The organism is Sorangium sp. So ce296 (assembly GCF_051529605.1).
In the GTDB taxonomy this organism is placed as follows: domain Bacteria; phylum Myxococcota_A; class Polyangia; order Polyangiales; family Polyangiaceae; genus Sorangium; species Sorangium cellulosum_D.
Map to the genome: position 1 here is coordinate 6,170,743 of NZ_CP150325.1, position 23,902 is coordinate 6,194,644.

General features: G+C 71.5%; 18 protein-coding genes and 1 pseudogene. 15 read left to right on the forward strand and 4 right to left on the reverse strand.

Features of this window, described 5'->3' with window-relative positions; genetic code table 11:
- The first annotated feature begins 388 nt into the window (after nucleotides 1-388).
- The gene (locus tag WME98_RS22970; protein WP_437953206.1) at nucleotides 389-886 is read left to right on the forward strand and encodes a hypothetical protein; all 498 of its coding nucleotides are present in this window, start codon (nucleotides 389-391) and stop codon (nucleotides 884-886) included.
- Between the two features lie 249 nt (nucleotides 887-1,135).
- A complete protein-coding gene (locus WME98_RS22975) occupies nucleotides 1,136-2,725 on the forward strand; it encodes an MSCRAMM family protein (RefSeq protein ID WP_437953207.1) in 1,590 nt (529 codons plus the stop codon).
- A gap of 135 nt (nucleotides 2,726-2,860) precedes the next feature.
- Here the strand turns inward: WME98_RS22975 and WME98_RS22980 are convergent, their stop codons facing one another.
- Nucleotides 2,861-4,339 (reverse strand): DUF4215 domain-containing protein, encoded by a 1,479-nt coding sequence (locus tag WME98_RS22980; RefSeq protein WP_437953208.1) that lies wholly within the window; start codon nucleotides 4,337-4,339, stop codon nucleotides 2,861-2,863.
- Nucleotides 4,340-4,835: 496 nt separating this feature from the next.
- Between WME98_RS22980 and WME98_RS22985 the strand changes: the two genes are divergently transcribed.
- The 8 genes from WME98_RS22985 (at nucleotide 4,836) to WME98_RS23020 (ending at nucleotide 13,407) form a co-directional block, all read left to right on the forward strand.
- The gene (locus WME98_RS22985; RefSeq protein WP_437953209.1) at nucleotides 4,836-6,140 is read left to right on the forward strand and encodes a YkgJ family cysteine cluster protein; all 1,305 of its coding nucleotides are present in this window, start codon (nucleotides 4,836-4,838) and stop codon (nucleotides 6,138-6,140) included.
- A gap of 96 nt (nucleotides 6,141-6,236) precedes the next feature.
- On the forward strand, nucleotides 6,237-7,568 hold the full coding sequence (locus WME98_RS22990; RefSeq protein ID WP_437953210.1) for an aspartate kinase: 1,332 nt from the start codon (nucleotides 6,237-6,239) through the stop codon (nucleotides 7,566-7,568).
- Between the two features lie 138 nt (nucleotides 7,569-7,706).
- A complete protein-coding gene (locus WME98_RS22995) occupies nucleotides 7,707-8,513 on the forward strand; it encodes an HAD family hydrolase (protein WP_437953211.1) in 807 nt (268 codons plus the stop codon).
- Between the two features lie 9 nt (nucleotides 8,514-8,522).
- Nucleotides 8,523-9,659 carry an ABC transporter ATP-binding protein gene (locus WME98_RS23000; RefSeq protein ID WP_437953212.1) on the forward strand — a complete coding sequence of 379 codons (1,137 nt, stop codon included), beginning with the start codon at nucleotides 8,523-8,525 and terminating at the stop codon, nucleotides 9,657-9,659.
- A gap of 88 nt (nucleotides 9,660-9,747) precedes the next feature.
- Nucleotides 9,748-11,100, forward strand: a complete 1,353-nt coding sequence (locus tag WME98_RS23005) for an ABC transporter substrate-binding protein (RefSeq protein ID WP_437953213.1) — start codon at nucleotides 9,748-9,750, stop codon at nucleotides 11,098-11,100.
- Entirely contained in the window at nucleotides 11,097-11,978 is an 882-nt protein-coding gene (locus tag WME98_RS23010; protein ID WP_437953214.1) for a carbohydrate ABC transporter permease, read from the forward strand. The genes WME98_RS23005 and WME98_RS23010 overlap by 4 nt, the downstream gene beginning before the upstream one ends.
- Complete coding sequence (locus WME98_RS23015; RefSeq protein WP_061621687.1) at nucleotides 11,975-12,829, forward strand: carbohydrate ABC transporter permease; 855 nt, start codon at nucleotides 11,975-11,977, stop codon at nucleotides 12,827-12,829. Before WME98_RS23010 ends, WME98_RS23015 begins: the two co-directional genes overlap by 4 nt.
- A 314-nt stretch (nucleotides 12,830-13,143) precedes the next feature.
- Entirely contained in the window at nucleotides 13,144-13,407 is a 264-nt protein-coding gene (locus WME98_RS23020) for a hypothetical protein (protein WP_437953215.1), read from the forward strand.
- Nucleotides 13,408-14,116: 709 nt separating this feature from the next.
- Here the strand turns inward: WME98_RS23020 and WME98_RS23025 are convergent.
- Nucleotides 14,117-14,407, reverse strand: a complete 291-nt coding sequence (locus WME98_RS23025; RefSeq protein WP_437953216.1) for a DUF3817 domain-containing protein — start codon at nucleotides 14,405-14,407, stop codon at nucleotides 14,117-14,119.
- A complete protein-coding gene (locus WME98_RS23030; protein ID WP_437953217.1) occupies nucleotides 14,404-14,772 on the reverse strand; it encodes a hypothetical protein in 369 nt (122 codons plus the stop codon). The genes WME98_RS23025 and WME98_RS23030 overlap by 4 nt, the downstream gene beginning before the upstream one ends.
- Before the next feature lie 358 nt (nucleotides 14,773-15,130).
- Between WME98_RS23030 and WME98_RS23035 the strand changes: the two genes are divergently transcribed.
- The gene (locus tag WME98_RS23035) at nucleotides 15,131-16,087 is read left to right on the forward strand and encodes a GlxA family transcriptional regulator (RefSeq protein WP_437953218.1); all 957 of its coding nucleotides are present in this window, start codon (nucleotides 15,131-15,133) and stop codon (nucleotides 16,085-16,087) included.
- A gap of 132 nt (nucleotides 16,088-16,219) precedes the next feature.
- Here WME98_RS23035 and WME98_RS23040 read toward each other — a convergent pair whose 3' ends face one another.
- Entirely contained in the window at nucleotides 16,220-17,293 is a 1,074-nt protein-coding gene (locus tag WME98_RS23040) for a hypothetical protein (RefSeq protein WP_437953219.1), read from the reverse strand.
- A gap of 1,057 nt (nucleotides 17,294-18,350) precedes the next feature.
- Here WME98_RS23040 and WME98_RS23045 point away from each other — a divergent pair.
- From WME98_RS23045 to WME98_RS23060, 4 genes and pseudogenes are all read left to right on the forward strand, one after another.
- Nucleotides 18,351-20,066: a cytochrome-c peroxidase gene (locus tag WME98_RS23045; RefSeq protein ID WP_437953220.1), complete on the forward strand. Its 1,716-nt coding sequence runs from the start codon at nucleotides 18,351-18,353 to the stop codon at nucleotides 20,064-20,066.
- Nucleotides 20,067-20,386: 320 nt separating this feature from the next.
- Nucleotides 20,387-20,689 (forward strand): annotated as a pseudogene (locus WME98_RS23050) (hypothetical protein); the annotation flags it as partial.
- 337 nt (nucleotides 20,690-21,026) lie between these two features.
- Entirely contained in the window at nucleotides 21,027-21,683 is a 657-nt protein-coding gene (locus tag WME98_RS23055; protein ID WP_437953221.1) for a hypothetical protein, read from the forward strand.
- A gap of 282 nt (nucleotides 21,684-21,965) precedes the next feature.
- On the forward strand, nucleotides 21,966-23,744 hold the full coding sequence (locus WME98_RS23060) for a sensor histidine kinase (RefSeq protein WP_437953222.1): 1,779 nt from the start codon (nucleotides 21,966-21,968) through the stop codon (nucleotides 23,742-23,744).
- Nucleotides 23,745-23,902 lie beyond the last annotated feature (158 nt).

The window sequence follows — 23,902 nt, forward strand, 5'->3', positions numbered from 1 at the left end:
CAGCGCCTCTCGCGGCGCAGGTGCGAGATACTTCGGCTGGATGTGGGAGCCCATGGGGTGCGTTCGAGGCAGAGGGCATGAGAGCATAGTCGAGGAGTGCCGGTATTCTCCCTGGTTCTATCTCCGTCGTGTTTTCGAGCGGAAGACTGCCAGTCAAAAGTGCTTGCGCGAACGCGCGGGGAGAATAGTCTCCTGTTGTTCGCTTCATGACCTCGGGGCGGGTTCCTCCGGGAGCGTGGCCATGACGGGCCGACGACGACGCGCGTCGCGCCCGCCGGGCCACGGATCCCCTGGCGCAGGCCCCGGGGCATGAATCCCTTGGGTGACGATCTGGATAGGTATCTGCATCAAACTTCACCACAGATTCGATTCCTCGGAGGTATTTCTCATGAAGAAGATTGCTCGTTGGGCGCTCGCTTTCGCTGCGGTGATGTCGGTCTCTGGCAGCGCCATGGCCATCAATCAGGCTTGCGGTTACGATGTCGTGCTCAAGAACGGGCTGCGGTCGATCCCTGCCGGTAAGTTCGCTTGCGGCCTGGCCGAGCAGAGCGGGGATTTGTGGAGAGACGAGTGCGTCTACGCGTGCAAGTGGGGCGTCATGGCGGCCCCGGGCGCCGCCGTGAGCGCCACCTCCGTCATGCGCCAGGCGACGACGCTCGGGAATTTCGACTGCGACATGATCTCCTATCAGTTCACGGACTCGGACATCTGCATGGACACCTTCGGCCCGAACTACGGCATCGACACGAAGTGGCAGAAGTCGGTCCTGGCCAGCTTCATCGCCATCGAGGACGGCTACAACGGCGTGATGAAGTCGGTGTTGCGGTACCACTCGCCGCTGTCGTTCGCCCTGACCGGCACGTTCACGCCGAGTGGTGGCTGCTGATGCCGGTGCGTCGCTGAGACCGGTCTCCATCGGGCTCTGAAGCGACGCCCAGCGCTCGACCGATCGGCGAGGGTCTCCCCGCAGAAAGCCCTCAGTAACGGCCCCGGGCAGGACGGGGAGGCGTTCGTCGATCGCGTCGTGCGGAGCGAGGAGGGGACGCCGGCAGCCGCCGGCGGCCCCTTCTCTTTCTCCGCCTCCATCGAGCGTCCGGCGCAGAGCTCTAGCCAAGTCAACTTGTCTGGAGGAACAATGATGCAACCGAGTACGTCGCAACGGCCCCCGTCGCGCCGGCGCCTGTGGATCGCCGTCGGACTTCTCCTGGCTGCCCTCGCCGGCGTGGCCCTCTTCCTCGCCCTCCGTCCGGCGGACGAGCCGACCGGCGGCGCGAAGGCCCCGGCCGCCGCCGCGGACAAGCGGGCTCGCTATCGCAACAGGGCGGTCCTCCGCGGCAGCGCGCCCGCGGCGCAGCCGGAGGCGCGGCCCACGATCAGCGGCCTTGTCTACGGGAGCGACGGGAACACCATCGCGGGCGCGACCGTCGTCGCGTCGACGTTCGAGGTCGCCGGCAACGTGCTCTCGACGGCGGGCTCGGTGAAGAGCGACGAGCGCGGGCGGTTCGAGCTAGGGCTCCCGGACGGCACCTATCAGCTGAACGCGAGCGCCGAGGGGTACGGGACCACGTCGACCACGGCGCACCCCGGCGAGGCGGTGAGCCTCGTGCTGTCGAGGAGCGGCGTCATCGAGGGGCGCGTGCTGGACGAGCGGGGCGAGCCCGTGCGGCGCTTCGCGCTCGACGTCCTCTCGGCCGTGACCGCGGAGACCCCGGCGACGCCGCCTCTGTTCTCGCGCACGTTCGACAGCCCGGACGGCTCGTTCCGCATCGATCAGCTGCCCTCCTGGCAGTTCACCCTCAGGGCGACCGCGGCGGGGTTCGCGCCCACGTTCTCTCCGATGATCGCCGTGGCAGCCGGGGACGTCGAGAAGATGGATTTGACCCTCTCCCAGGGGTGTATTCTGACCGGGCGCGCGGTGGACCCGTCCGGCGCTCCGCTGCCGGGCGTGTACGTCGACGCCGAGTCGCTGATCGCCGTGGGCGAGATGAGCCCCGTCGCCATGGAGGCCGCCGCCCAGGCGCAGACCGAGGACGACGGCTCGTTCAGCTTGCCGCACGTGCCGAAGGGCACGGTCGTCGTCCGCGGCTATGACGGGAGCAACGCCGTGAGCTCGATGGAGATCGAGGTCTCGAGCTGCGACGGCCTCCCGCCGGTGAAGCTCGTGATGTCGCCCGGCGGCAGCCTCTCCGGCGTGGCGCGCGACGCCGACGGCAAGCCCATCGCCGGCGCCCGGATCACGCTGGCGCACCGGCCGATCGGCTTCGTGAACACGGTGAGCGACGCCCAGGGCCGCTTCGAGTTCGATCAGGTCCCGTCCGGCGCGCTCCGCGTGATCATGCAGCGCGGCGAGCAGGTGATGATGGCGGGCGTCGAGATCGCGGAGGGGAAGACAACGCAGCAGGACATCGCCTTTCCGCCCCAGGGCACAGGGGAGATCCGCGGCCGCGTCACCGTGGGTGGCAAGCCGCTCCCGGGGGCTCGCCTCGTGCTGGCCACCTCCGTGGGGGACGAGGGCGCCATCGGCATGTATTACCCTGTCACGGCGGAGGACGGCTCGTACCGCGCGTCCGGGCTCCCGCCCGGCCCCTACATCCTGAACGTCGAGTCGACGAGCACCGGGGCCGGCCTGCGGGTGAGGCCGGGCGAGGTCGCGACGATGGATCTCCAGGTCGTCGACCCGCCGAGCATGAAGGGCAAGGAGGCCGTGCTCCCGCCGCCCCAGTGACTTCGGCGCCGGCGGCGCTCCCCGGCTGTCCGGAGGCCGAGCCTCCCGGACGGCCGGTTCGCGTTTGTGGCGGCGGCGCGCGCCGACCGCGCGCGCCGCCGCGAGATCGAGGCGGCGGCGCCGCTCAGCTCCAGGTCACTCCGCCGGCGCGATCGTCAGCGTGAAAGGCCCGACGTCGCCAGGTCCGTAGCTGTCGACGAAGATGTCGATCGGCGTGTCGGCGGTCACCGCCACCGTGATCGACTCGGGGAACTCGGCGTCGATCGGATCGTCCGCGCACGCGAGCTCGCTGTCCCGGTCAGCGCATTCGGTCCGCGCGTAGAGGACGATATCGGTGCCGACATCCGGCGTGGCGGTGATCGTCACATCGCCGCTCGCCGAAGGGGTGTACCGATACACGACCTCCCCACCGGCGCCCCCGCACGACCCCGTGAAGCCCTGCGTGCCGTCGGACGAGTCCCCCGTCACCTCCGGCTCCGTGAGCGCCACGGCGTCCGCGCACAGGACCTCCGCGTTCACCACGCACGTGTTCTTGCACGCGTCGTCGTCCACGGTATTGCCGTCGTCGCACTCCTCCGTGCCGACGATCTCTCCATCGCCGCAGATTTGCTCCACGAAGGTCACGTCGAGCTCGTACGAAGCGTCCGCCTCGCTCAGCGCCTCGATGTAGATGAAGTAGCTCTCGCCGGCCTCGACGGGGAGCTCCACGGGGGGGTCGCCCGGCGCGAACGCCTGGAGGCAGCCGAGCAGCGTGGCCGCATCATCGCAGCTGGTCCGGACGTACCAGTCGAACAGGCCCTCCGGATCGTCCGAGTACGCGCCGAACCGGACCACGCCCTTCGCCGGCGCGACGAACTGGAACACCTTCTCCTTGAGGCCCGAGCCGGCGGGGTACGTGCCGAAGATGTCCGAGCAGATCGCGCCGAACGCGTCGCTGCCGTCCTCCGTCGTGCCGGAGAACGTCCCTCCCTCGGACACGTCGGTCGCCCCCGTGCACGCCGCGGTGATGCGGTCGGAGCACGCCCGCTGCGCGGAGCAGTCGAGCTCCTCGCAGTCCTGCAGGGCGTCGCCGTCGTCGTCTTTGCCGTTGTCGCAGGTCTCGCCCTTCGCGACGCAGAACCCGGAGTCGTCGTCGCAGGAGCCCTGGCACTGCTCGTCGGCGTCGCAGCCGCCGACGCACATCTGCCAGCCTGCCCCGTCCACGTCGACGCAGGCCTGCGCCACGCCCCCGCAGTCGTCCGCCGATGCACAGGACTTGAGGCAGAGCGAGTAGCTGCCCTGGGGAAGACACTCGGAGCCCTCCTCGCAGGGCAGCAGCTCCTCGTCGCAGAGCGAAGAGCAGTAGCCGCCCGCCCAGCCGAACGACTCCTCGGTCAAGCAGAGCCCGCCGAGACACTCCTCGTTGGCCGTGCAGGCCTCGCCGTCCGCCTTCGCCTCCGGGGCGCCCTCGCCGTCGCCGCCCTGGCCGCCCTCGCCCTGGCCGCCGTCGCCGCCCTCGCCGCCCTGGCCGCCGTCGCCGCCCTGGCCGCCATCACCGCCTTCGCCACCCGTGCCGGACGTGGTCCCTTGCGGGCTCGGGTCGTCGTCGCCGCAGGCGGCAAGCGACAGGCACATCGCTGCAACCGCTGACAGGGGAAGAGCAAGTCGCATCTTGTTTCTCCTTAGTAGGGGGTACAGCGCTCGTAGCACGGAATACGCCAGTACGTGCCACATCAGGAGAAAAACACAGCAATAGCTGTAATTGTTACGTCCTTGGTAGAATACGTTGGTAAGAAAATGGTCCTTACAATCGTGCAACGCTGAGATTGTGGCGTTTCAGAATCGAAACCTGGCGAGGATGTCCCCGACGCACTGCCGCAATTCTTGGCCGGTTCTAGGGATCCTCCGGATGGCATGGTCGGTGCTTCATGGGAGGCCAGCGCCGCCGGCGCGGCCTTCGCCCCCCTGAGGCCCCGGCGGCGCTGTATTTTTGTCCGTTGCCTTCCCGGCCGGTGCGTTCTGCCACGCCTGCGCGCCACGGCTCACGTCGCCCGGCAGGCCGGGACGGTGACGCAAGGCGCGGCCGGGGATCGGGCGCGGACCGCCGTCGCGTTGTATCGTCGGCCGCCCCATGGCGACGAAGACGAAGCACGCCTCTGCGGCGAAGAAGCTCCCGAAGCTTCCGGCGGAGAAGCTCTCCTCTCCCCCGGATCAGAAGTTCGCGTGCCGCGACTGCCCAGCTCGCTGCTGCAGGCTGCCCTGGAACATCCGCTTCAGCAGCGACGAGGCCAAGCGCTACCTCGAGGAGCCGTGGGTGCGGGAGCGGGCCGGGGAGGAGGGGGCGCTCGTCATCGCGCGCGGCGTCCTGCCGATGCGGGAGAAGGACCGCCGGCTCCAGTGCGTCTTCCTCGACGACGACCTGCTCTGCAGCATGCAGAAGCAATTTGGCCACGAGTACATCCCCAGGTCGTGCCAGGCGTTCCCGTTCGGGTTCGTGCGCGACGAGAAGGACGTCGTCGTCGCGCAGCTGTCCCATCTCTGCCCGTCCATCCGCGACAACTACGGCGAGCCCGTGGACCGGCAGCTCAAGGACAAGCTCCAGCAGCGAGGCGACACCGAGCGGATGTCGAAGGCGCTCGCCACGCTGGGCGGCGTCATCCTCGCCCAGCCGCAGTACCTGCGCGCGGCGGCGCACTGGGACGCCGAGCTCGCGACCGACGCCTCGCCGGCGGCGACCCTGGCGCGGCTCTACGACTGGACGACCGCCTTCGAGCGCGCCCTCCCCCCGGGCGCCGAGCGCGCCGCGGACGTCTCCATCGACGCCGCCCTCGCGCTCGCCGGCGCCGAGGCGCCCGCGCCGCTCGAGCCCCGCAAAAAGCCCTCGTTCTACGCCCGGGTGCTGTTCGCCTATCTCCTCGGCAACCTCTGTTATCCGTCGCGGGTCCGGGAGGCCCACCGCGTCGGAAAGGCCTCGTGGACGGAGCTCCACGCGCTGCGCAGCTTCGGCAACAAGGCCGCCTGGATGCTCGGCCGCGGCACCGTCGATATGCTGTTCATCCCCAAGCCGTTCAAGCTGCAGCGGGTGAGGACGGTCGACCGCTTCCTCGCCGGGGACGAGGGGGCCCTCGTCAAGGACTACCTGCGCCTCGTGCTCCAGCGCCGGCACATCTTCTCGGCGCCCCGGCACCTCCTGGCCGCGGTCCTCGACCTGTCGCTCGCCACCGTCATCATCTCTCGCTTCGCCCGCTGCCGCGCCGCGGCGGACGGCCGGGTCAAGGTCTCCCCGGAGGACGTGCGGGAGGGCATCAGCGTGGCCGAGCTCGTCCTCCTGAGCCACGCGGCCCTGTCCGAGCAGGGCAAGCTCATGAAGAACCTGCGCTGGCTCCTGCTGACGAAGCGCGAGAGCTTCCGGGCCCTCCTGGCGACCGAGGCGTAGCCCGGCGCGTCAGACGTGCGGTGGGGCTCGCCTAACCGCCGGTCCTGACTATCCTTCCGCGCCCACCGGGCCGGCAGGCCCATGGAGGCACGCGCAATGATCGTCATGAAGTTCGGCGGCAGCTCGGTCGAGAGCCGCGCGCAGATCGAGAAGGTCCTTCACATCGTCCGGGCCCGTCTGGACCGCCGCCCCGTCGTCGTGAGCTCCGCCCACAAGGGCATGACCGACGCGCTGATCAACGCCGCCAAGCTCGCCGCCACCGGCAAGTACGACCCCTCCATCCCGTTGAGCAAGCAGCGCGCCGTCGCCGAGGCGCTCGGCTGCGCGCCCGAGCTCCTCGCGCCCTTCTACGAGGAGATCGCGGACCTTTTGCGCGGCATCAGCCTCGTCAAGGAGCTCAGCCCGCGGAGCCTCGATTACATCGCGAGCTTCGGGGAGCGCATGGCCGTGCGCTGCATCGCGGACTTCTTCGCGCGGAGCGGCGTAGAGGCCCGCGCTTACGACGTCTGGGACCTCGGCTTCATCACCGACTCGAGCTTCGGCCGCGCGCGTCCGCTGCCCGGCTTCGACGCCCGCGTGAAGGCCATGTTCGCCGAGCGCGTCCCCGAGGGCGTCGTCCCGATCGTCACCGGCTTCGTCGGCCGCAACGAGGCCGGCGAGATCACGACCGTCGGCCGCAACGGGAGCGACCTCACGGCCACGCTGCTCGCCGCGGGCCTCGGCGCCGAGGAGGCGCAGATCTGGAGCGACACCGACGGCGTGATGACCGCCGACCCGAGCGTCGTGAAGACGGCCCGGAACATCCCCACGATGCGCTTCGACGAGGCCGCCGAGCTCGCGTTCTTCGGCTCCCGCGTCCTGCACCCCTCCACGCTCCTGCCCGCCATGGAGAAGGGCATCCCGGTGCGGGTGCTCAACACGAACCGGCCGGATCACCCCGGCACCGTCATCGACTTCAACACCGAGGCCGGGTCCCCGGCCGTGACCAGCATCGCGTACCGCGAGCGGCAGGTCGTGCTCAAGATCAGCTCGAGCCGGATGTTCGGCGAGGTCGGCTTCCTCGCGCAGGTCCTCGCCGTGCTGGCCCGGCACGAGGTCGTGATCGACGTGATCACCACGTCCGAGGTGTCGGTCTCGATGACCACCGACGACCTCGGGAAGCTCAGCGGCGCGCTGCCCGAGCTCGAGGGGTTCGGCGCCTGCGAGGTGCTGCCCAACCGGACGACGCTGGTCGTGGTCGGCAAGGGCCTGCCCAAGCAGAAGGGCGTCGCCGCGCAGGTGCTCGAGGCGATGGCCGAGGCCGGCGTCAACGTCGAGATGCTGAGCTACGCCATGGGCAGCATCAACCTGTCGATGGTCATCGAGGACGCGAGCGTCGCGGCCGCGGTCGGGGTGCTGCACCGCTCCCTCTTCGAGAAGGCGCGGTGAAGGCTCACCACGGCCGGCCGCCGGCCGCGTGACATCGGCCGCCGGCCGCGTGACAGGACGTTGACAGGCGTGACGCGACGCGCGCGCCGCAGTAGGCGTAGCCCTCGGCCGGACCCGGCGTCCGGCCTCGGGGAGACCATGACAGCGGCACACCAGGGCGGCAGCGCGGCGCCCATCCCTCGCCAGAGCACGAGCGACATCCTGCGGCGGATCGAGGCCGCGCACGCCGCCTTCGGTCCGGGCGCCGCCCTCGCGTTCGACGCGGACGGCACCCTCTGGGAGGGCGACGTCGGCTTCGACCTGTTCGAGGCGTTCCTCGCCGGCCGCTGCGCGCGGCCCGAGGCCGAGGCGGCGCTGCGGCGCGAGGCCGAGGCGTTCGGCGTCGCCGCGGAGGGCGGCGCGCACGAGATCGCGAGCGCGCTCTACGCGGCGTTCGCCGCCGAGCGCTACCCGGAGGACCGGGCCTTCGCGATGATGGCCTGGGCCTTCGCCGGGTGGCGCGAGGACGAGCTCGCCGCCCTGATCGACCGCGTGCTCGAGGAGAAGGGCCACGCGGGGCGGATCCGGCCGGCGCTCTTGCCGATCCTCGACTGGGCGCGGTCGCGCGGCGTCGCGGTCTATGTCGTCTCCGCCTCCCCGCGCGCCGTGATCGAGCGCGCGGTCCGTCGGCTCGGCATCGCCCCCGAGCGGATCGCGGCGATGACCCCGGCCGTCCGCGAGGGCCGGCTCGCCGCGGAGCTCGCCGCGCCCCCGACCTACGGCGACGGCAAGACCCGCGCGCTCGAGCGCCTGTTCCCCGAGCTCGCCGTGCTTGCGGCGTTCGGCGACAGCGCGTACGACGCCGCCCTGCTGAGGACGGCCCGGGTGCCCGTCGCGGTCGCGCCGAGCCCGAAGCTGCTCGCGGTCGCGGGCTCGATCCCGGGGCTCGTCCTGCTCGACACCTGAGCTGCCGCCATGGCCAACCTCTCGCTCCGCGGCCTCCTCCGACGCTTCCCGGGCGCCGAGCGCCCCGCCCTCGCCGGCCTGGACCTCGAGGTCGAGGACGGCGAGCTGCTCGTCCTCGTCGGGCCCTCCGGCTGCGGCAAATCCACGGCGCTCCGGCTGATCGCGGGCCTCGACAGCCCCGACGGCGGCACGGTCTCGATCGGCGGGCGCGACGTCAGCCGCGTCGCGCCCGAGGACCGCGACGTCGCCATGGTCTTCCAGGGCTACGCCCTGTACCCGCACATGACCGCGCGCGACATCATGGGCTTCCCGCTCCGGATGCGCGGGGTCGCGAAGGCGGAGCGGGCGCGCCGCGTGGAGGAGGCGGCGGCGCTGCTCGGCATCGGCCACCTGCTCGATCGCCGCCCCGGCGAGCTCTCGGGCGGCGAGCGCCAGCGCGTGGCCATGGGCCGCGCGATCGTGCGCGCGCCCGCGGCGTTCCTCTTCGACGAGCCGCTCTCGAACCTCGACGCCGCGCTGCGCGCCGAGCTCCGGGTCGAGCTCGCGGCGCTCGTGCGCCGCCTCGGCACGACGTCGGTCTACGTGACCCACGACCAGATCGAGGCCATGACCATGGGCGACCGCATCGCCGTGCTGCGCGCCGGCGAGCTCCAGCAGGTCGGCCCGCCGCGCGCCATCTACGAGGCGCCGGCGAACACGTTCGTGGCCGGCTTCCTGGGCACGCCGGCGATCAACCTGGTCCCGCTCGAGCGCGATGGCGATCGGTACGCGAGCGCGGCGCTCTCGCTGCCCGCGCCGCCGGGGGTGGCGCTCCCGGACCGGGTCATCGCGGGCGTGCGGCCCGAGCATCTGCGCGTCGCGCCGGGGGCGCAGGGCGACGCGGGGGCGTGGGGCGACGCCGGGGCCGTGGGCGACGGGGCGCGGGGCGAGGTGGAGGTCGAGGCGCGCGTCGTGGTCGCCGAGCCGCTCGGCGCCGAGACGTTCCTGTACCTCGAGGCCGGCGGCGCGCGGCTGCGCGCGCGGGCGCACGGCTTCGCGACGCCCGCGCCGGGGGAGGCGGTGCGCGCGCGGCTCGACCCGGGCGCCGTGCTCTGGTTCGACGCGGGCTCCGGCGCGCGGATCGCCCCGCCGGGGGGCGCGTCATGAGCGGAGGGGGCGGCGCGGTGCGCGGAGCGGTGCGCGCCCGGCGCGGAGGGGTCGGCGTCATGCGCGGGGCGCGCGGGGAGGCCGCGCCGTGAGCGGGCGCGCGCGCGGCGCGGCGCGGTCCTGGGCGAGCGCCGCCTGCTCGCGGCGCGACGCGATCCGGGCGCTCGCCGCGTCGATCGCCGCGGCCGCGGCCGGCGCGACCGGCTGCGCGCGGCGCGCGCCGGACGGGCGCATCGAGGCGTCGCTGTGGTTCGCCTACGGCGGCAAGAACCGCGAGGTGCTCCTGTCGCTCGTCGACAAGTTCCACCGCGAGCAGGGGCGCTACCGCATCGACGCGGTGTACCAGGGCGACTACTTCGAGGCGCTCGCCAAGCTGCGGACCGCGCTCGCGGCGCGCGCGGCGCCCGCGCTGACGCACGTGGTCGGCGAGGTGGTGCCCTACCTGGCCGAGGCGGGCGTGCTCGAGCCGCTCGAGCGGTTCCTCGGCGCGCCCGGCGCCGGGGACGGCGGCCTCGACGTCGTCGAGGCGCTCGGCCAGGCGGGCACGTTCGTCGGCGGGGGCGAGCGCCCGCTCGTGTGCCTGCCGTTCAACCGCTCGACGCCGATCGCCTACTACAACCGCGACGTGTTCCGCGAGCTCGGGCTGTCGCCGCCGTCGACCTGGGACGAGCTCCGCCAGACCGCGGCGCGGCTCGTCGTGCGCGACGGGGGCGGGACGCGGCGCTGGGGCTTCGAGTGCCCGATCGACTGGTGGTTCTGGGCGGCGCTCGTGGGGCAGGCGGGCGGCGAGCTCCTCGGCCCGGACGGCGCGCCGGCGTTCGGCGGCGAGGCGGGCGTGCGCGCGCTCCGGTTCTGGCAGGCGCTCGTGCACGAGGACCGCACGATGAAGCCGCCGCCGGGGCGCGACTACAACGCCTGGCAGGTGACCAACACCGACTTCCTCTCGGGCCGGGTCGCGATGATCTGGACCTCGACCGCGTTCCTCCGGTACCTGGAGGACAACGCGGGCCAGACGGGCGCGGGGAGGTTCGAGGTCGGCGCCGCCCCTCTGCCGCGCGACGTGCGCGCCTCGGTGCCCACCGGCGGGACGATGTTCGTGATGCCGCGGGGCGCGGCGCCGGCGGCGCAGGAGGCGGCGTTCGCGTTCCTGCGCTGGATGATGGAGCCGGCGCAGGCGAACGCGTGGGCGACGCGCACGGGCTACATGCCCGTCTCGCGGCGCGGCCTCGCGGCGCTCGCGCGGGACGGCTACTACGCCGCGCACCCGAACGATCGCGTCGCCGTGGACCAGCTCGCGCACGCCGCGCCCTGGCCCTGGTCGCCGGACCTGTTCCGCGTCCAGCGCGAGGCGGTGCAGCCCCGGCTCGAAGAGGCGGTGCTCGCCCCGCGCGACGCCGCCGAGACCCTCTCCGAGGCCGTCCGCGCGGCGCGCGAGCGATGAAGCCCAAGCACCCCCTCTCTCCGTACCTGCTCCTCCTGCCGACCGCGGCCTTCCTCGGCGTGTTCTTCCTGGTCCCGCTCCTGCTCGCGGCGAAGAACAGCTTCTACGCGTGGGATCTGCTCACGCCGCCGCGGTACGTCGGGCTGCGGAACTACGAGGTGCTCGCCGAGAGCGGCGAGCTCGCCGGCGCGCTCCTCCGCACGCTCGGCTACAGCGCCGTCGTGGTGACGCTCTCCGGCTCCCTCGGGCTCGCGCTGGCGGTGGCGCTCGATCGGCCGGGGCCGGTCTACGCCTTCGTGCGGGGCGCGGTGTTCAGCGCCTATGTCGTGTCGTGGGTCGCGGTGGCGCTCCTCTGGATGTGGATCCTCGACGCCGAGGGCATCTTCTCGGCGGCGCTCCGCGGGCTCGGCCTCCCGGCGATGAGCTGGCTCGGCGATCCCCGGTCGGCGCTGCTCGCGCTGGCCGCGGTGAGCGTCTGGAAGATCACGGGGTATGCGATGGTCATCTTCCTGGCGGGCCTGCAGGACATCCCCCGCGCGCTGCACGAGGCGGCGGCGCTCGACGGCGCCGGCCCGTGGCGGCGGTTCCGCCACGTGACGTGGCCGCTGCTCCGCCCGAGCGCCGCGTTCGTGGCGACGACGAGCCTCATCCTCTCCTTCCAGGCGTTCGACGTGATCCGCGTGATGACGCAGGGCGGTCCGGTCAAATCGACGACCCTCTTCGTCTACGCCATCTACGAGCACGTCTTCGTGAACCTGCGGGTCGGCCGGGCGAGCGCGATGATCGTGGTCTTCTTCGGGTTCTTGCTCCTCTTGACGGTCCTGCAGCTCTGGGCGCTCCGCGCGGGCGTGCCGCGCGCGGGGAGGCGGCCGTCGTGACGGCGGGGCGCGGCGGCGGCGCGGGCGCGGGGCTCTTCAGCGCGCGCGCGCGCCGGCTCGTCTCGGATCTCGTGCTCCTCGCGGTGGCCGTCGTGTGGCTCGGGCCGTACGTGTGGATGACGATCACCTCGCTGAAGACCCTGCCCGAGATCACCCGCGCTCCCGCGTACCCGTTGCCGCAGGCCATCCAGCTCGGCGCGTACCGCGAGGTGCTCCAGGCGGTGCCGGTGATGCGGTATTTCGCCAACACCGTGTTCATGGCGACGGCCATCGCGCTCTTGCAGATCGCCCTGGCGCTCCCGGCCGGCTATGCCCTCGCGAAGCTCAGGTTCGTCGGGCGGGGCGCCGCGTTCGTCCTCGTGCTCTCGTGCCTGCTCATCCCGGCGCAGGTGACGTTCGTGCCGGTCTTCACGATGCTCGGCGCGGCCGGCCTCGTGAACACGTTCGCGGCGTTGATCCTCCCCTTCGGGGTCAGCGCGCTCGGGACGTTCCTCGTGCGCCAGGCGCTGCTCTCGGTGCCTGACGAGATCATCGAGGCGGCCAGGATGGATGGGGCGGGCGAGCTCAGGATCGTCTACCTGATCCTCGGCCCGATGCTCCGGCCGACGCTCTCGGCGCTGTTCCTGTTCAGCTTCGTCTTTCACTACAACGATTACTTCTGGCCGCTCGTCATGACGACGGACGATCGGGTGCGCACGTTGCCGCTCGCGATCGCCCTCCTGCGGGAGCAGGGGACGGGGGTCCGCTGGCACCTCGTGATGGCCGGCAACGTGATCCTGAGCCTGCCCGTGCTCCTCGTGTTCGCGGCCGCGCAGCGGCAGCTCCTGCGCGCGGTGACGGCGCGGGTCTGAGCGGGTCGGGCGCCCCGGCCGGGCCTGCGCTGGAGGCAGCCGGGCCGCCGGAAGCGCGGTTTGGCCGGCCGGCGTGTGCACCGGCGTGGCAGTGAGCGCGGGCGCGATCGCGCCCGCCAGCCACGTTGGTGCGGCGGCCGTGCGCCTCGCCGGGCTGGCGATCGCCGCGAATCGCGGCGGGCCGGGCGCCGGATCGAGGGGAGAGCTCTGCGCGGTTTGTTCTCGTCCGGGCGCCCTCGTTTCTGGCCCGGTCGTCGCACCGGCTCGCGGCGGCAAGCGCAGCGCCGGCCCGGCGCCGCGGAAGGAGATCCACGATGACGACGACCGAACCCATGATGCAGAAGGAAGAGGGCAAGATCACCACGAAGATCGAGGAGCGGACTGGCAGGGTTCCGTCCGGCGCCTATCTCGGGCTGGCGATCGGCTCGATGCTGATCTCGGCCGGCTGCATGCTGGCCGGCAAGAGGCAGGCCGCGAACTTCATCGGCCAGTGGGTGCCTTCGCTGCTCGTGATCGGCCTGTACAACAAGCTGGTCAAGATCGAGCACGAGATGGGGTTCGGCGGCGCCTACCGCTGACGGCGGCCTGCGGCGGGCGGGGGACGGCGGCGAGCTCGCCCCCGGGCTCGTCGTCGGCGACGTGCCCGAGCTCGGGCCAGGGGGAAGCGAGTGCCGTCACGCTCCTGGCCGGATGACGACGGGTCGCCCCACCGATGACGACGGGCTCTGGCCGGATGACGACGGGTCGCCCCGCCGATGACGATGGGCTCCGGCCGGATGCCGATGGGCTCCGGCCGGATGACGACGGGTCGCCCCACCGATGCCGATGGGCTCCGGCCGGATGCCGATGGGCTCCGGCCGGATGACGACGGCTCGCCCCACCGATGCCGATGGGCTCCGGCCGGATGACGACGGCTCGCCCCACCGATGCCGATGGGCTCCGGCCGGATGACGACGGCTCGCCCCACCGATGCCGATGGGCTCCGGCCGGATGACGACGGCTCGCCCCACCGATGCCGATGGGCTCCGGCCGGATGCCGATGGGCTCTGGCCCCGGCGCGGCGGCGAGCAGCCCTCGCCGCCGCGGTCGCCGTCCCCCTTCCATAGTTCCGCCCGCCCGAAGTCGGCCAGGGATCCGGAGAGAGAGTTCAACGCCAAGGCGCAAAGACGCAAAGACGCAAAAAAGGTTTGTAGTTTTGCGCCTTTGCGCCTTTGCGCCTTGGCGTTTATTTCTCTATCGATCGCGAGGCAGATCCCTGGCGAGAGTGCTGCCCCGCGGTACTAGGCACTAGGCCCGGTCTCCGACGCGCAGGATCCGGTCCGCGACGACGAACCCGAACGGGACGACGGACAGCGCGACCACGCGGAGCACGGCCCGGCCGGACAGCGCGCGCTCGAGCGCCGCCCGGAAGGCGGCGGAGAGCATCGCCAGGAAGAGCACGCCGTGCACGCTCCCGGCGATGCGCACCGCGACGGGGTAGCCGAGCGCGTATTTGAGGGGCATTGCCACGAGCAGCAATATCAGGAGAGACGCTCCCTCGACGATGCTCGCGATCCGGAGGGTCCGGCGCTCGTTCATGGCCGCACCTGCGCCCAGGTCGGCTTGACCACCATCAACGCCACGACGCAGACCACGGGCAGCGCGGACCCAAGGAACGCAGAGAGGTCCCTTCGCTCTCGGCTGACGCAGTAGACCAGCGCGGCATTGCCGACGAGCGACAGGAGCAGCGCGCCCGCGACCCAGAGCTCGAACAGCGGCCAGCCGTTCAGGACGAGGAGCGCGTATCCAGACAGCCACGTCGCCAGCAGGCTGGGCGACGCGACGCGGTGCACGGCGCGCTTCCTCGCGGCTGGATCGTCGCACAGGAAAGCGCCGGCAGCGCCGCCGGCGTACCCCATGACGCTCAGGAACTTGAGCACGAGAATGCATCGATACGCGATCATCGGTACGCCTCCCGCCGGAGGTCCCTGCTCCAGTGTTCAAGCATCGTAAGCAGCTCGGGGTCCAGCATCTCCGTGGCACGTGGCGGCGTCCGGGACTGACGTCCGGGACTCCACGCGGACGCCAGTCTGGAGGACGGTCGCCCTCTGCGCGAGCGGCAAAAACGACAATGATCGCCAGGATCTGGCCAGCGTCGTGTCCTGTGAGCGCGAGAACACCGCCGCATTGCGAGGTCGTGGGGCCACCCCGTCGCGGGGTCATGGGCCCAGGGGGAGACGATGCAGCTGCGATCCGGCAAGGATTGCTGCCGTCGCGGCCGCTGCGGTTGTCGGGGAAAGAGGAGCGCGCCATGATGGCGCCATGCATCGGGTGGTGATCGTCGCGCTGGACGGGGTGGTCGCCTTCGATCTCTCGACGCCGATCGAGGTGTTCGAGCGCGTACGCCTCGCGAGCGGGCGCCCGGGGTACCAGGTGCAGGTCTGCGGCGTGCAACGCGATATCGACGCCGGGCGCTTCCGGATGCGGGTCCGGCAGGGGCTGTCGGCCCTGCGCAAGGCCGACACCGTCATCCTTCCGGGCATCGCGGACATCGCTCGGCAGGTCCCGGAGCCTCTGATCCGCGCCGTCCGACGAGCCGCCAAGGAGGGAGCGCGCGTCGCTTCGATCTGCAGCGGCGCGTTCCTGCTCGCCGCGACGGGGCTGCTCGACGGCAAGCGGGCGACCACGCACTGGCTCGCCGCCGGGGAGCTCGCAAGGCGCTTTCCGCGGGTGTCCGTGGACCCCAGCGTCCTCTATGTCGACGAGGGGAAGGTGCTGACGTCGGCCGGAGCGGCCGCCGCGCTCGATCTATGCCTGCACATCGTGCGGCGCGACTACGGGGCAGCCGTGGCCGCCACGGCGGCGCGCCTGTCCGTCATGCCGCTGGAGCGCGACGGCGGGCAAGCGCAGTTCATCGAGCAGGCGCCCGCTCCGACGGAGCATGTCTCGTTGAGCCGGGTGCTGGAGTGGCTGGAAGAGCACCTGCATGACGACCTCTCCCTCGGCGACATCGCGCGGCGAGCGGCGATGAGCGTCCGCTCTCTGAGCCGCCACTTCAAGGAGCAGACGGGCACGACGCCGCTCCAGTGGCTGCTCAAGGCGCGCGTCCGCCGGGCGCAGGCGCTGCTGGAGACGACGCCCCTCTCCATCGAGCGGGTCGCGTCCAGCGCCGGGTTCGGCTCGGTCGCGGCGTTCCGGCAGCACTTCCACCGGGTGGCCGGGATCAGCCCGCAAGGCTACCGCCGCGCGTTCCAGAGCCGTCCTCGGCACGCCAGCTGATCTCGACCGCGCCGGATTGTTCCCGGCAGGGGAGCTCGCAGCCCTCGCGGCCGCGATCGATCCCGCCCTCCTCGTCCCCCTTCTCCATGCTGCTCGTGCGCGCTGGCGCCTCACAGGCGCCCGCGTTGCGCCTCACCGTCGAGCGAGCCGGCCATCGTCGAGCAGCACCCAAGGGGCAGAAGCCGAGTACGCCTCGGTCCCGGCGATGGGCAGGCTCGGCGCATCCGTGAGCTCGTCGAGCCCCTCGTCTCGGAGTCGCTCTCCGCGCTCGGTGAGGCGATACACCGTCGAGAGCAGCGGGTAGCCAGCGTTGGGCGGCTTGGGGCCAGGAGCGCGCTCCACAGCGGCGCTCACGTCGTGCTTTGCCCATTGTGCGAGACGGTCTCCCAAAAACAGGTCTCCGGTACAGGACATCAGATCTCTCAAGTACAGCCCAAGCTGCGATTTGTTGCAGATCACCTTCACCGGAGTCTGCCATTCCTCTACGGACAGAATGGTCAGGAGGAGGTCGTCGTACCGGCTGAGGCGCAGGGCACCTCCGGCGGTCTTCCGTGGAAAGAAGCACGAGAGGAGCGCCCACAGCGAAGCGAGCTCTGGAAAGCCTTCGACACCAGAGATGCAGCTTTCGACGAACGACAAGGGGTTCTCATCGGCGTAGCTCTCCCAGAGCCGAACGGCACGTTCGTAACGTTCCACCGGCCAGGGGCGCGCCTTGCCGAGGCGGTCCAGAAGAACCTCGTCGGGGTGGTGGGCTACCGATCCGGTGCAGTCGAAAGGCGGGATCCTCGGTGGCTCGGGAAACCTTTTCATCGTACCGTGGACACGCTCGAACTCGACGATGAGGACGTCATTGCTCCGGATTCCCAGGCTTCGCAAGTAGCTGCAGGTTCTCCAGAGATTCACTCGATCGTCGAGGCTCTCCGTCGTCCACATGACAACGGGCGGCTCCCAGCGTAGATCGGGTGAATAGAGCTGATCCCACTTTTCTCCATCATCGCCTCTGTCCGAGCATTCTTCGCATGAAGAAGACCAATCCTCACGCGTCCGGACATGCTCTGCGGCGCCCGGGCGACAAGGTCCGATGATAAGATGCTCGTGCGCACGTACGATGTTGGTCGCCCCGAGCTGCACCAGGCGCTCCGCGGCTGGCGTGTCGAAGGTGACGTGCGTCGCATCCAAAAGTGTCACGGGGGGCGTCATGCTCATTTGAATCCGCACTGAAAGCAGAGCTCATAGGTGTAGGGCTTGTCTTGCTGACATTCGTCGCGGCAAATCTCGCAGTAGGTATAGCCATGACTGTTTCTGCGCGTACAACGTCCGCCAATGTCTTGGCATTTTTCGTACATGTCGGTACAGTCGTGGACTGGCGTGCATCCCGCCATCGCAAGTGATGCGTTGCCTACTGCTTCCTCGCCTCCGTCGCCATCGCCTTCGTCGTTATTCGGGTAATCTCCCGCCCCTACGGATTCTGTCGGGTATCCAGCACCCACGCCTCCGGACTGTGTTGTCTCGCATGTATAAGCAGGCAATTCGCACGCCGACGCGAGCACTATCGCGAGCCCGCCGCATGGCATGATCGCGCTCACCTTCGCTGTCGCTCGGTGTCCCATGCCTTCCTCCCCCCTTTCCGGATGCGCACCGATCTCCCGGAGGACGAGCGGCGTCAACAGGCGGTCTAGCTCGCGTTCCGTCCCCGCGGTCCGCGCACCCTGTCTCTCGCGCACCAGCCCCACAGCTTCGTCTCCGGGGGCGATTGCCCGCGCCTCTACCAGAGAGCCGCCGCTCCTCACCGCCACCGCCTGCCCGGTCGTGAGACCAGGTCGGTATCTCCGCTACCTCACAGACCGGGTGCCACGGGATAGAGGCGCCAGGGCGACGCGAAGGAGCGCCGGGGCACTCCCGAGGCTCCTCCCGCGGCGCGCTCCTCTCCGCCCACGGCGAAGGACGATCCCGCACGCAGCCCCGCCGGTCGGCCCGCGCTCCCCGCGGCCCAGCGCGCGCCCCCCTTCTCACCCCGCCTGAGAACGCTCCTTCCCGCTCCGGCTCCCGCTCCGGCCTCCCACGCCGCTCGGCGCGCGCCGCGCCCGGCGATGACCGCCGTCCAAATCTCGACATCTCCCTGGAATCCTTCTTGCTGAGCTCGCGCGCGCGGCGAACGGAGGACCTCATGCGTCAGCGACTTTCTCGTTCTCTTGTCCTGGTAGGGCTCTTCTCGACGAGCGTTTTCTCGTCGCTCCTCGCGGCCTGCGGGCCAGAGGACCCCATGCCGACGCCCGGCTTCGGCGTCGACGGGTCTGATCCGCGGATCACGGTAACGGAGGTCCCGCCGCCGGCCATCAGCGGCGGAACGCTGCTCATCGCCGCCGACGGACGCACGGCGGTCGCGGCGGACCCCGACCGCGATCGCGTCTGGATCGTGGATCTCGACGGCGGCGAGCCGGCGTCGGTCGCGCTCGCGCGCGGGGACGAGCCCGGGCGCCTCGTCGAAGACGCGAACGGCCAGGTCCACGTGGCGCTCCGGCGCGCCGGCGCCGTGGCGACCGTCGACATCGCGTCGCGATCGATCGTCGAGCGCCGAGAGGTCTGCCGCGCGCCCCGCGGGGTCGCCTTCGACGCATCGCGCGACGCCATCTACGTCGCCTGCGCCGGCGGCGAGCTCGTGACGCTCCCCGCCGCCGGCGGCCCCGCCGTCCGGAAGATCCGACCCGCCCCCGACCTGCGCGACGTCGTGGTCGAGGGCGACCGGCTGCTCGTCAGCCGCTTCAAGTCCGCCGAGACCCTCGTCGTGGGCCCCGAGGGCGAGGTGCTCTCGCGCCGCGCGCTCCCCGCATTCCGCTCCAGCGGGTTCAGCACCTCGGATTACGCACCTTCCGTGGCCTGGCGCATGGTGCCGCGCGCCGAGGGCGGCGCGCTGATGGTGCATCAGCGTGCGATGGCGTCGCAGGTCACCCTCAGCCCGGGCGGCTATTACCAGGCAGGCGATTGCGATGGGAACATCGTGCACGGCGCGATCAGCCGGATCGACCCGGCGGATACTCCCGACACGGCGGCTTCCCCGCCGCCCGCGGCGGCGATCCCGAGCGTCTCGCTGCCGGTCGACATCGCGGTATCGCCCGACGGCGCGCGCGTGGCCGTGGTCGGGGCCGGCAACGACGTGGTCGTGACCGCGGCCACCGGCGACCTGGCGCGCGACTCCGTGTCCTCCAACTGCAACCCCGAGGTCACCTCGCGGCCGGTGGATGGGCAGCCGGTCGCCGTGGCGTTCACCGCCCGCGGCGCCGTCGTCGTGCAGCTGCGCGAGCCGGCCGCCCTGGTCGTGCTCGACGGGCCCATCATCGCGCTTCCGGGCGAGAGCGCCAGAGACACCGGCCACGACATGTTCCATCGCCCGCCGAACGGCTTCAGCGCCGTCGCGTGCGCGTCGTGCCACCCCGAGGGGCACGAGGACGGACACACGTGGAACTTCGACCCCGTGGGCCTGCGCCGGACGCAGACCGTGGGCGGCGGCATCCTGCAGACGGCGCCCCTCCACTGGAGCGGCGATATGCCGGATCTCTCCGGCCTGATGGGAGAGGTGTTCGTCTCCCGCATGGGCGGCCCCAAGCCCGGCCCCCGGCGGCTCGACCTGATGGCCCGCTATATCGACAGCCTGCCCGCCTTCCCGGCGTCGCCGCCCGAGGACGAGGCCGCGGTCACGCGCGGCGCGGCGCTCTTCCACGACAAGAAGGTGGCCTGCGCCGACTGCCACAGTGGCCCGATGCTCACCAACAACCGGAACGAGGATGTCGGGACCGGTGAGCTCTTGCAGGTGCCCTCGCTCATCGGCATCTCCGGGCGCGCGCCGTTCATGCACGACGGCTGCGCGGCGACGCTCCGCGATCGCTTCGATCCCGCCTGCGGCGGCCGCGATCACGGCGACGTCTCCGGTCTGACCTCCGCGCAGCTCGACGATCTCGTCGCCTACCTCGAGTCCCTCTGAGCCCTCGCCCCGCCGCGCTCCCCGCGCGGCGCGATTGAGGCGTTCCTCATCACCCGGGGCCGATTGCCACGATCGCGCCCCGCCGCCGTCCGGCCGGCGCGGCGCTAGCTCCACAATAGACGGGAAATCCGGACCTGCGTCAGGGGACGTCGCGGCGCTCGCGGACGGCACAGCGGTTGCTCCTCGATCGACGCAGACACCGCGGTTCGATGGATCCGGGCCACAGGCACGGTCTTGTCTTCTTCTCACGACAGGGCGCGCCGGGCTTCCAGCGGAGAAGCGGACCCGCGCGGCGGCGCGAGCTCGCCAAGGAGGACACCATGCCGAGAGGCGACAAGTCGAGCTACACGAACAAACAGAAGCGGCAGGCCGAGCACATCGAGGAAGGGTACGAGAAGCGCGGCTTATCGGAGGGCGAGGCCGAGCGGCGGGCCTGGGCGACCGTCAATAAGATGACCGGCGGAGGGAAGAAGTCGGGCTCGGGGGTGGGCAAACCGGTGAACAAGGAGCCGGCGAAGAAGGGGGGCCGCAAGGGCGGCGCCGCCTCGAAGGCGCGGCCGGCCTCGGCGCGGAGCGCGGCGGCGAAGAAGGCGGCCGCGACCCGCAAGCGGAACGCCGCGGCCGGCGCCGGCCAGGGAGGGGCCGCGAAGAAGGCGGCGCCGAAGAGCGCGGGGTCGAGCGCGCGCAAGAGCGCGGGGTCGAGCGCGCGCAAGAGCGCGGGGTCGAGCGCGCGCAAGAGCGCGGGGTCGAGCGCGCGCAAGAGCGCGGGGTCGAGCGCGCGCAAGAGCGCGGGGTCGAGCGCGCGCAAGAGCGCCGGGTCGAGCGCGCGCAAGAGCGCGGGGTCGAGCGCGCGCAAGAGCAGCGCATCGCGCAAGACGACCTCGCGGCGGACCGGGACAGGAGCACGGCGCGCCGCGAGCGGATCCTGACCTCGGCGCGAGGAGGGGAGAGGGGACGACCATGCACGAACTTCAGGGCAACGGGGCGCCGGACGGCGAGGGCCGCGCGGCGAGGGACGAGTCCGGGCCGCAGGAAGAGAGCCCGAAGGGGCGTGCGTTCCTCGCGAACCTCGTGCGGGAGCTGTTCCAGACGGAGCACTCGGCGAAGGCACACTCGTTGGTAGAGGCGGAGCGCCTCGGCGATGTGCCGCCGGCGCACGCCATGCGGGCGGTCTCGGCTCATGCGGAGGCCGTGCTGTCGGAGCTCCCGTCGCTCTTCGCCGAGCGCGGGCTGCCCGTCAGCGCCGGCGGGAGCGCGGTGGGCCACATCTTCTCGGCGCTGCGCGATCACCTCGCCGATCACCTGCTGAACGCCGAGAAGTCCTACCGCGGCACGCTCCTCGGGATGCGCCACGGCATCGACCTCGTCGAGCTGATCCAGTACGTCGCCACGGCGGAGGGCGACACGCACCTCGCGGCGTGGTGCGCGCGCTGGCTCTCGGCGCGCAGACCCCTCGTCGAGGCGGCCGCCGGCGAGCTCGCGTGGTTCGCGGCGCGCCCGGCGCGCGCCACCCGCGCGGCGAAGGACAGTGTCGTCGCCCACCTCCTCCAGGGCCTCGTCAACGGCGCCGAGCTCGCGGCGCAGCGGCTCCGTCGCCTCGCCGCGCTCGCCGGTTGACGCCCGACGGCCGCGCGCCGACACAGCCCGGCGCAGGGCGAGCCGGCGCGCATCGTCGAGGAGGAGAGGCAGCGTGGAGCGGGGGATTGCGACGTGGGGCACGCCGTTCGAGCTCCTGAAGAGCCACGGGCCCCACGTCGCGAGCGCGTTGCTCATCGCGATCGTTGGCTGGCGCCCGCCCGCGCCGGCGCCCCGGCGCACGGCGTGGGTGCTGTCTTTGCACACGCGTTTGCACACGAGCGCTACGCTCGGGCGAGGACAGGCCCAGGTTCCACGAGGTCCATGGAGAACACGCATTTGAAGAGCGGGAGTGGGGAGCACGCCGAGCCGGTCTCGTCTCCGGGCGAGGGCGCGACGGCAGAGCCCGCGGCGGCGCCGCGCGGCGCAGCGAGGGCGGCGCCGCTCGACCACGAGCGCCACGCGCTGCACGAGCCGTCCGCGGACTGCGCGCTGATCGACGCCTTCTTCCAGGCGACGACCGCCGGGCTCGGCGTGATCGACCGCGAGCTCCGCGTGGTGCGGCTCAATCAGGCGCTGGCGGACATCAACGGGATCCCCCTCGAGGCGCACCTCGGCAGGACCGTCCCCGAGCTGCTCCCGGAGATGAGCGACGCGATCGTCGCCCACCTCCGGCGCGTCCTGGAGACCGGGGCGGCCTTCACCGGCGAGGTGACGGGGCGGACGCGGGCCTCGGACCTGCCGCGCTCCTGGCTGGTCAATTACGCGCCCGTGCGGGCGAAGGACGAGGGCGTCATCGGCGTGGGGGTCGTCGTGCTCGACATCACCGAGCGCAAGCGGACCGAGGACCGGCTCCAGGAAGAGGGGGAGACGCTGGAGGTGCTCAACCTCACGGGCAAACAGCTCGCGGCCGAGCTCGATCTGGAGAAGCTCGTGCAGGCGGTGACGGACGCGGCCACGCGGCTGAGCGGCGCGCAGTTCGGCGCATTCTTCTACAACGTCACGAACGCCGAGGGGAAGAGCTACATGCTCTACACCATCTCGGGCGTGCCGCGAGAGCACTTCTCCGCGTTCCCGATGCCGCGCAACACGGATGTGTTCGCGCCCACCTTCAACGGAGAGGGCGTGGTGCGCCTCGATGACGTCACGCAGGACCGGCGCTACGGGAACAACGCTCCTTACCACGGCATGCCGAAAGGCCATCTGCCGGTGGTCAGCTACCTGGCCGTGCCGGTGGTCTCTCGGTCCGGGAGCGTCATCGGCGGGCTGTTCTTCGGGCACCCGGCGCGGGGCGTCTTCACCGAGCGGGCGGAGAAGCTGGTGGTCGGCCTCGCGGCTCAGGCCGCCATCGCGATGGACAACGCGCACCTGTTCCGGCGGGCGCAGCAGCTCATCCAGGCCCTCGAGCAGAGCAACAAGGAGCTCGATCGCTTCGCCTACGTGGCGAGCCACGATCTGAAGGCGCCGCTCCGCGCCATCGCGAACCTGTCGCAGTGGATCGAGGACGACCTCATGGACAAGGCGTCGCCGGAGACGCGCCAGCACATGGTCCTGCTCCGCTCGCGCGTGGTCCGGCTCGAGGCGCTCATCGAGGGCATCCTGCGCTACTCGCGCGCTGGACGCGTGCGCGACAAGCCCGAGAGCGTGGAGGTCCGGAAGCTCCTCGACGACGTGCTCGCGCTGCTCACCGTCCCCGAGGGCGCGTCGATCGAGATCGCGGCGGGCATGCCGACGCTCCTCGCGGAGCGGGTTCCGCTCGAGCAGGTGTTTCTGAACCTGATCGGCAATGCGTTGAAGTATGCCGATCGCCCCGACCCGCGCGTCGAGGTGCGGGGGCGGGAGCTGGGCGAGCTCTGGGAGTTCTCGGTGAAGGACAACGGGCCGGGGATCGCCCCGCAGTACCACCAGAAGGTCTGGGAGATCTTCCAGACCCTGAATCCGCGCGACAACGTCGAGGGGACGGGCATCGGGCTCTCGATCGTCCAGAAGATCGTGCTCAGCAAGGGAGGCCGGGCGTGGGTCGAGTCGGAGAAGGGCGCCGGCGCCACGTTCTTCTTCACCTGGCCGCGGAGCGAGCCGGACGTCGGGGGCGGCGTGCGCTGAGCAGGGTCGGCCGCGGCGCGCCGCCGCGCGGGCCGCGGAGGCGAGCGTGGCGATCCGCCACGCTCCGCGCCGGGTGAGGCACGCCGCTGGCGGCGCGGCCGGCCGGAGGCGCCGGCGCGACGGGCCGGAGGTCGGGCGCGCGGATTGCTTCACCAGGA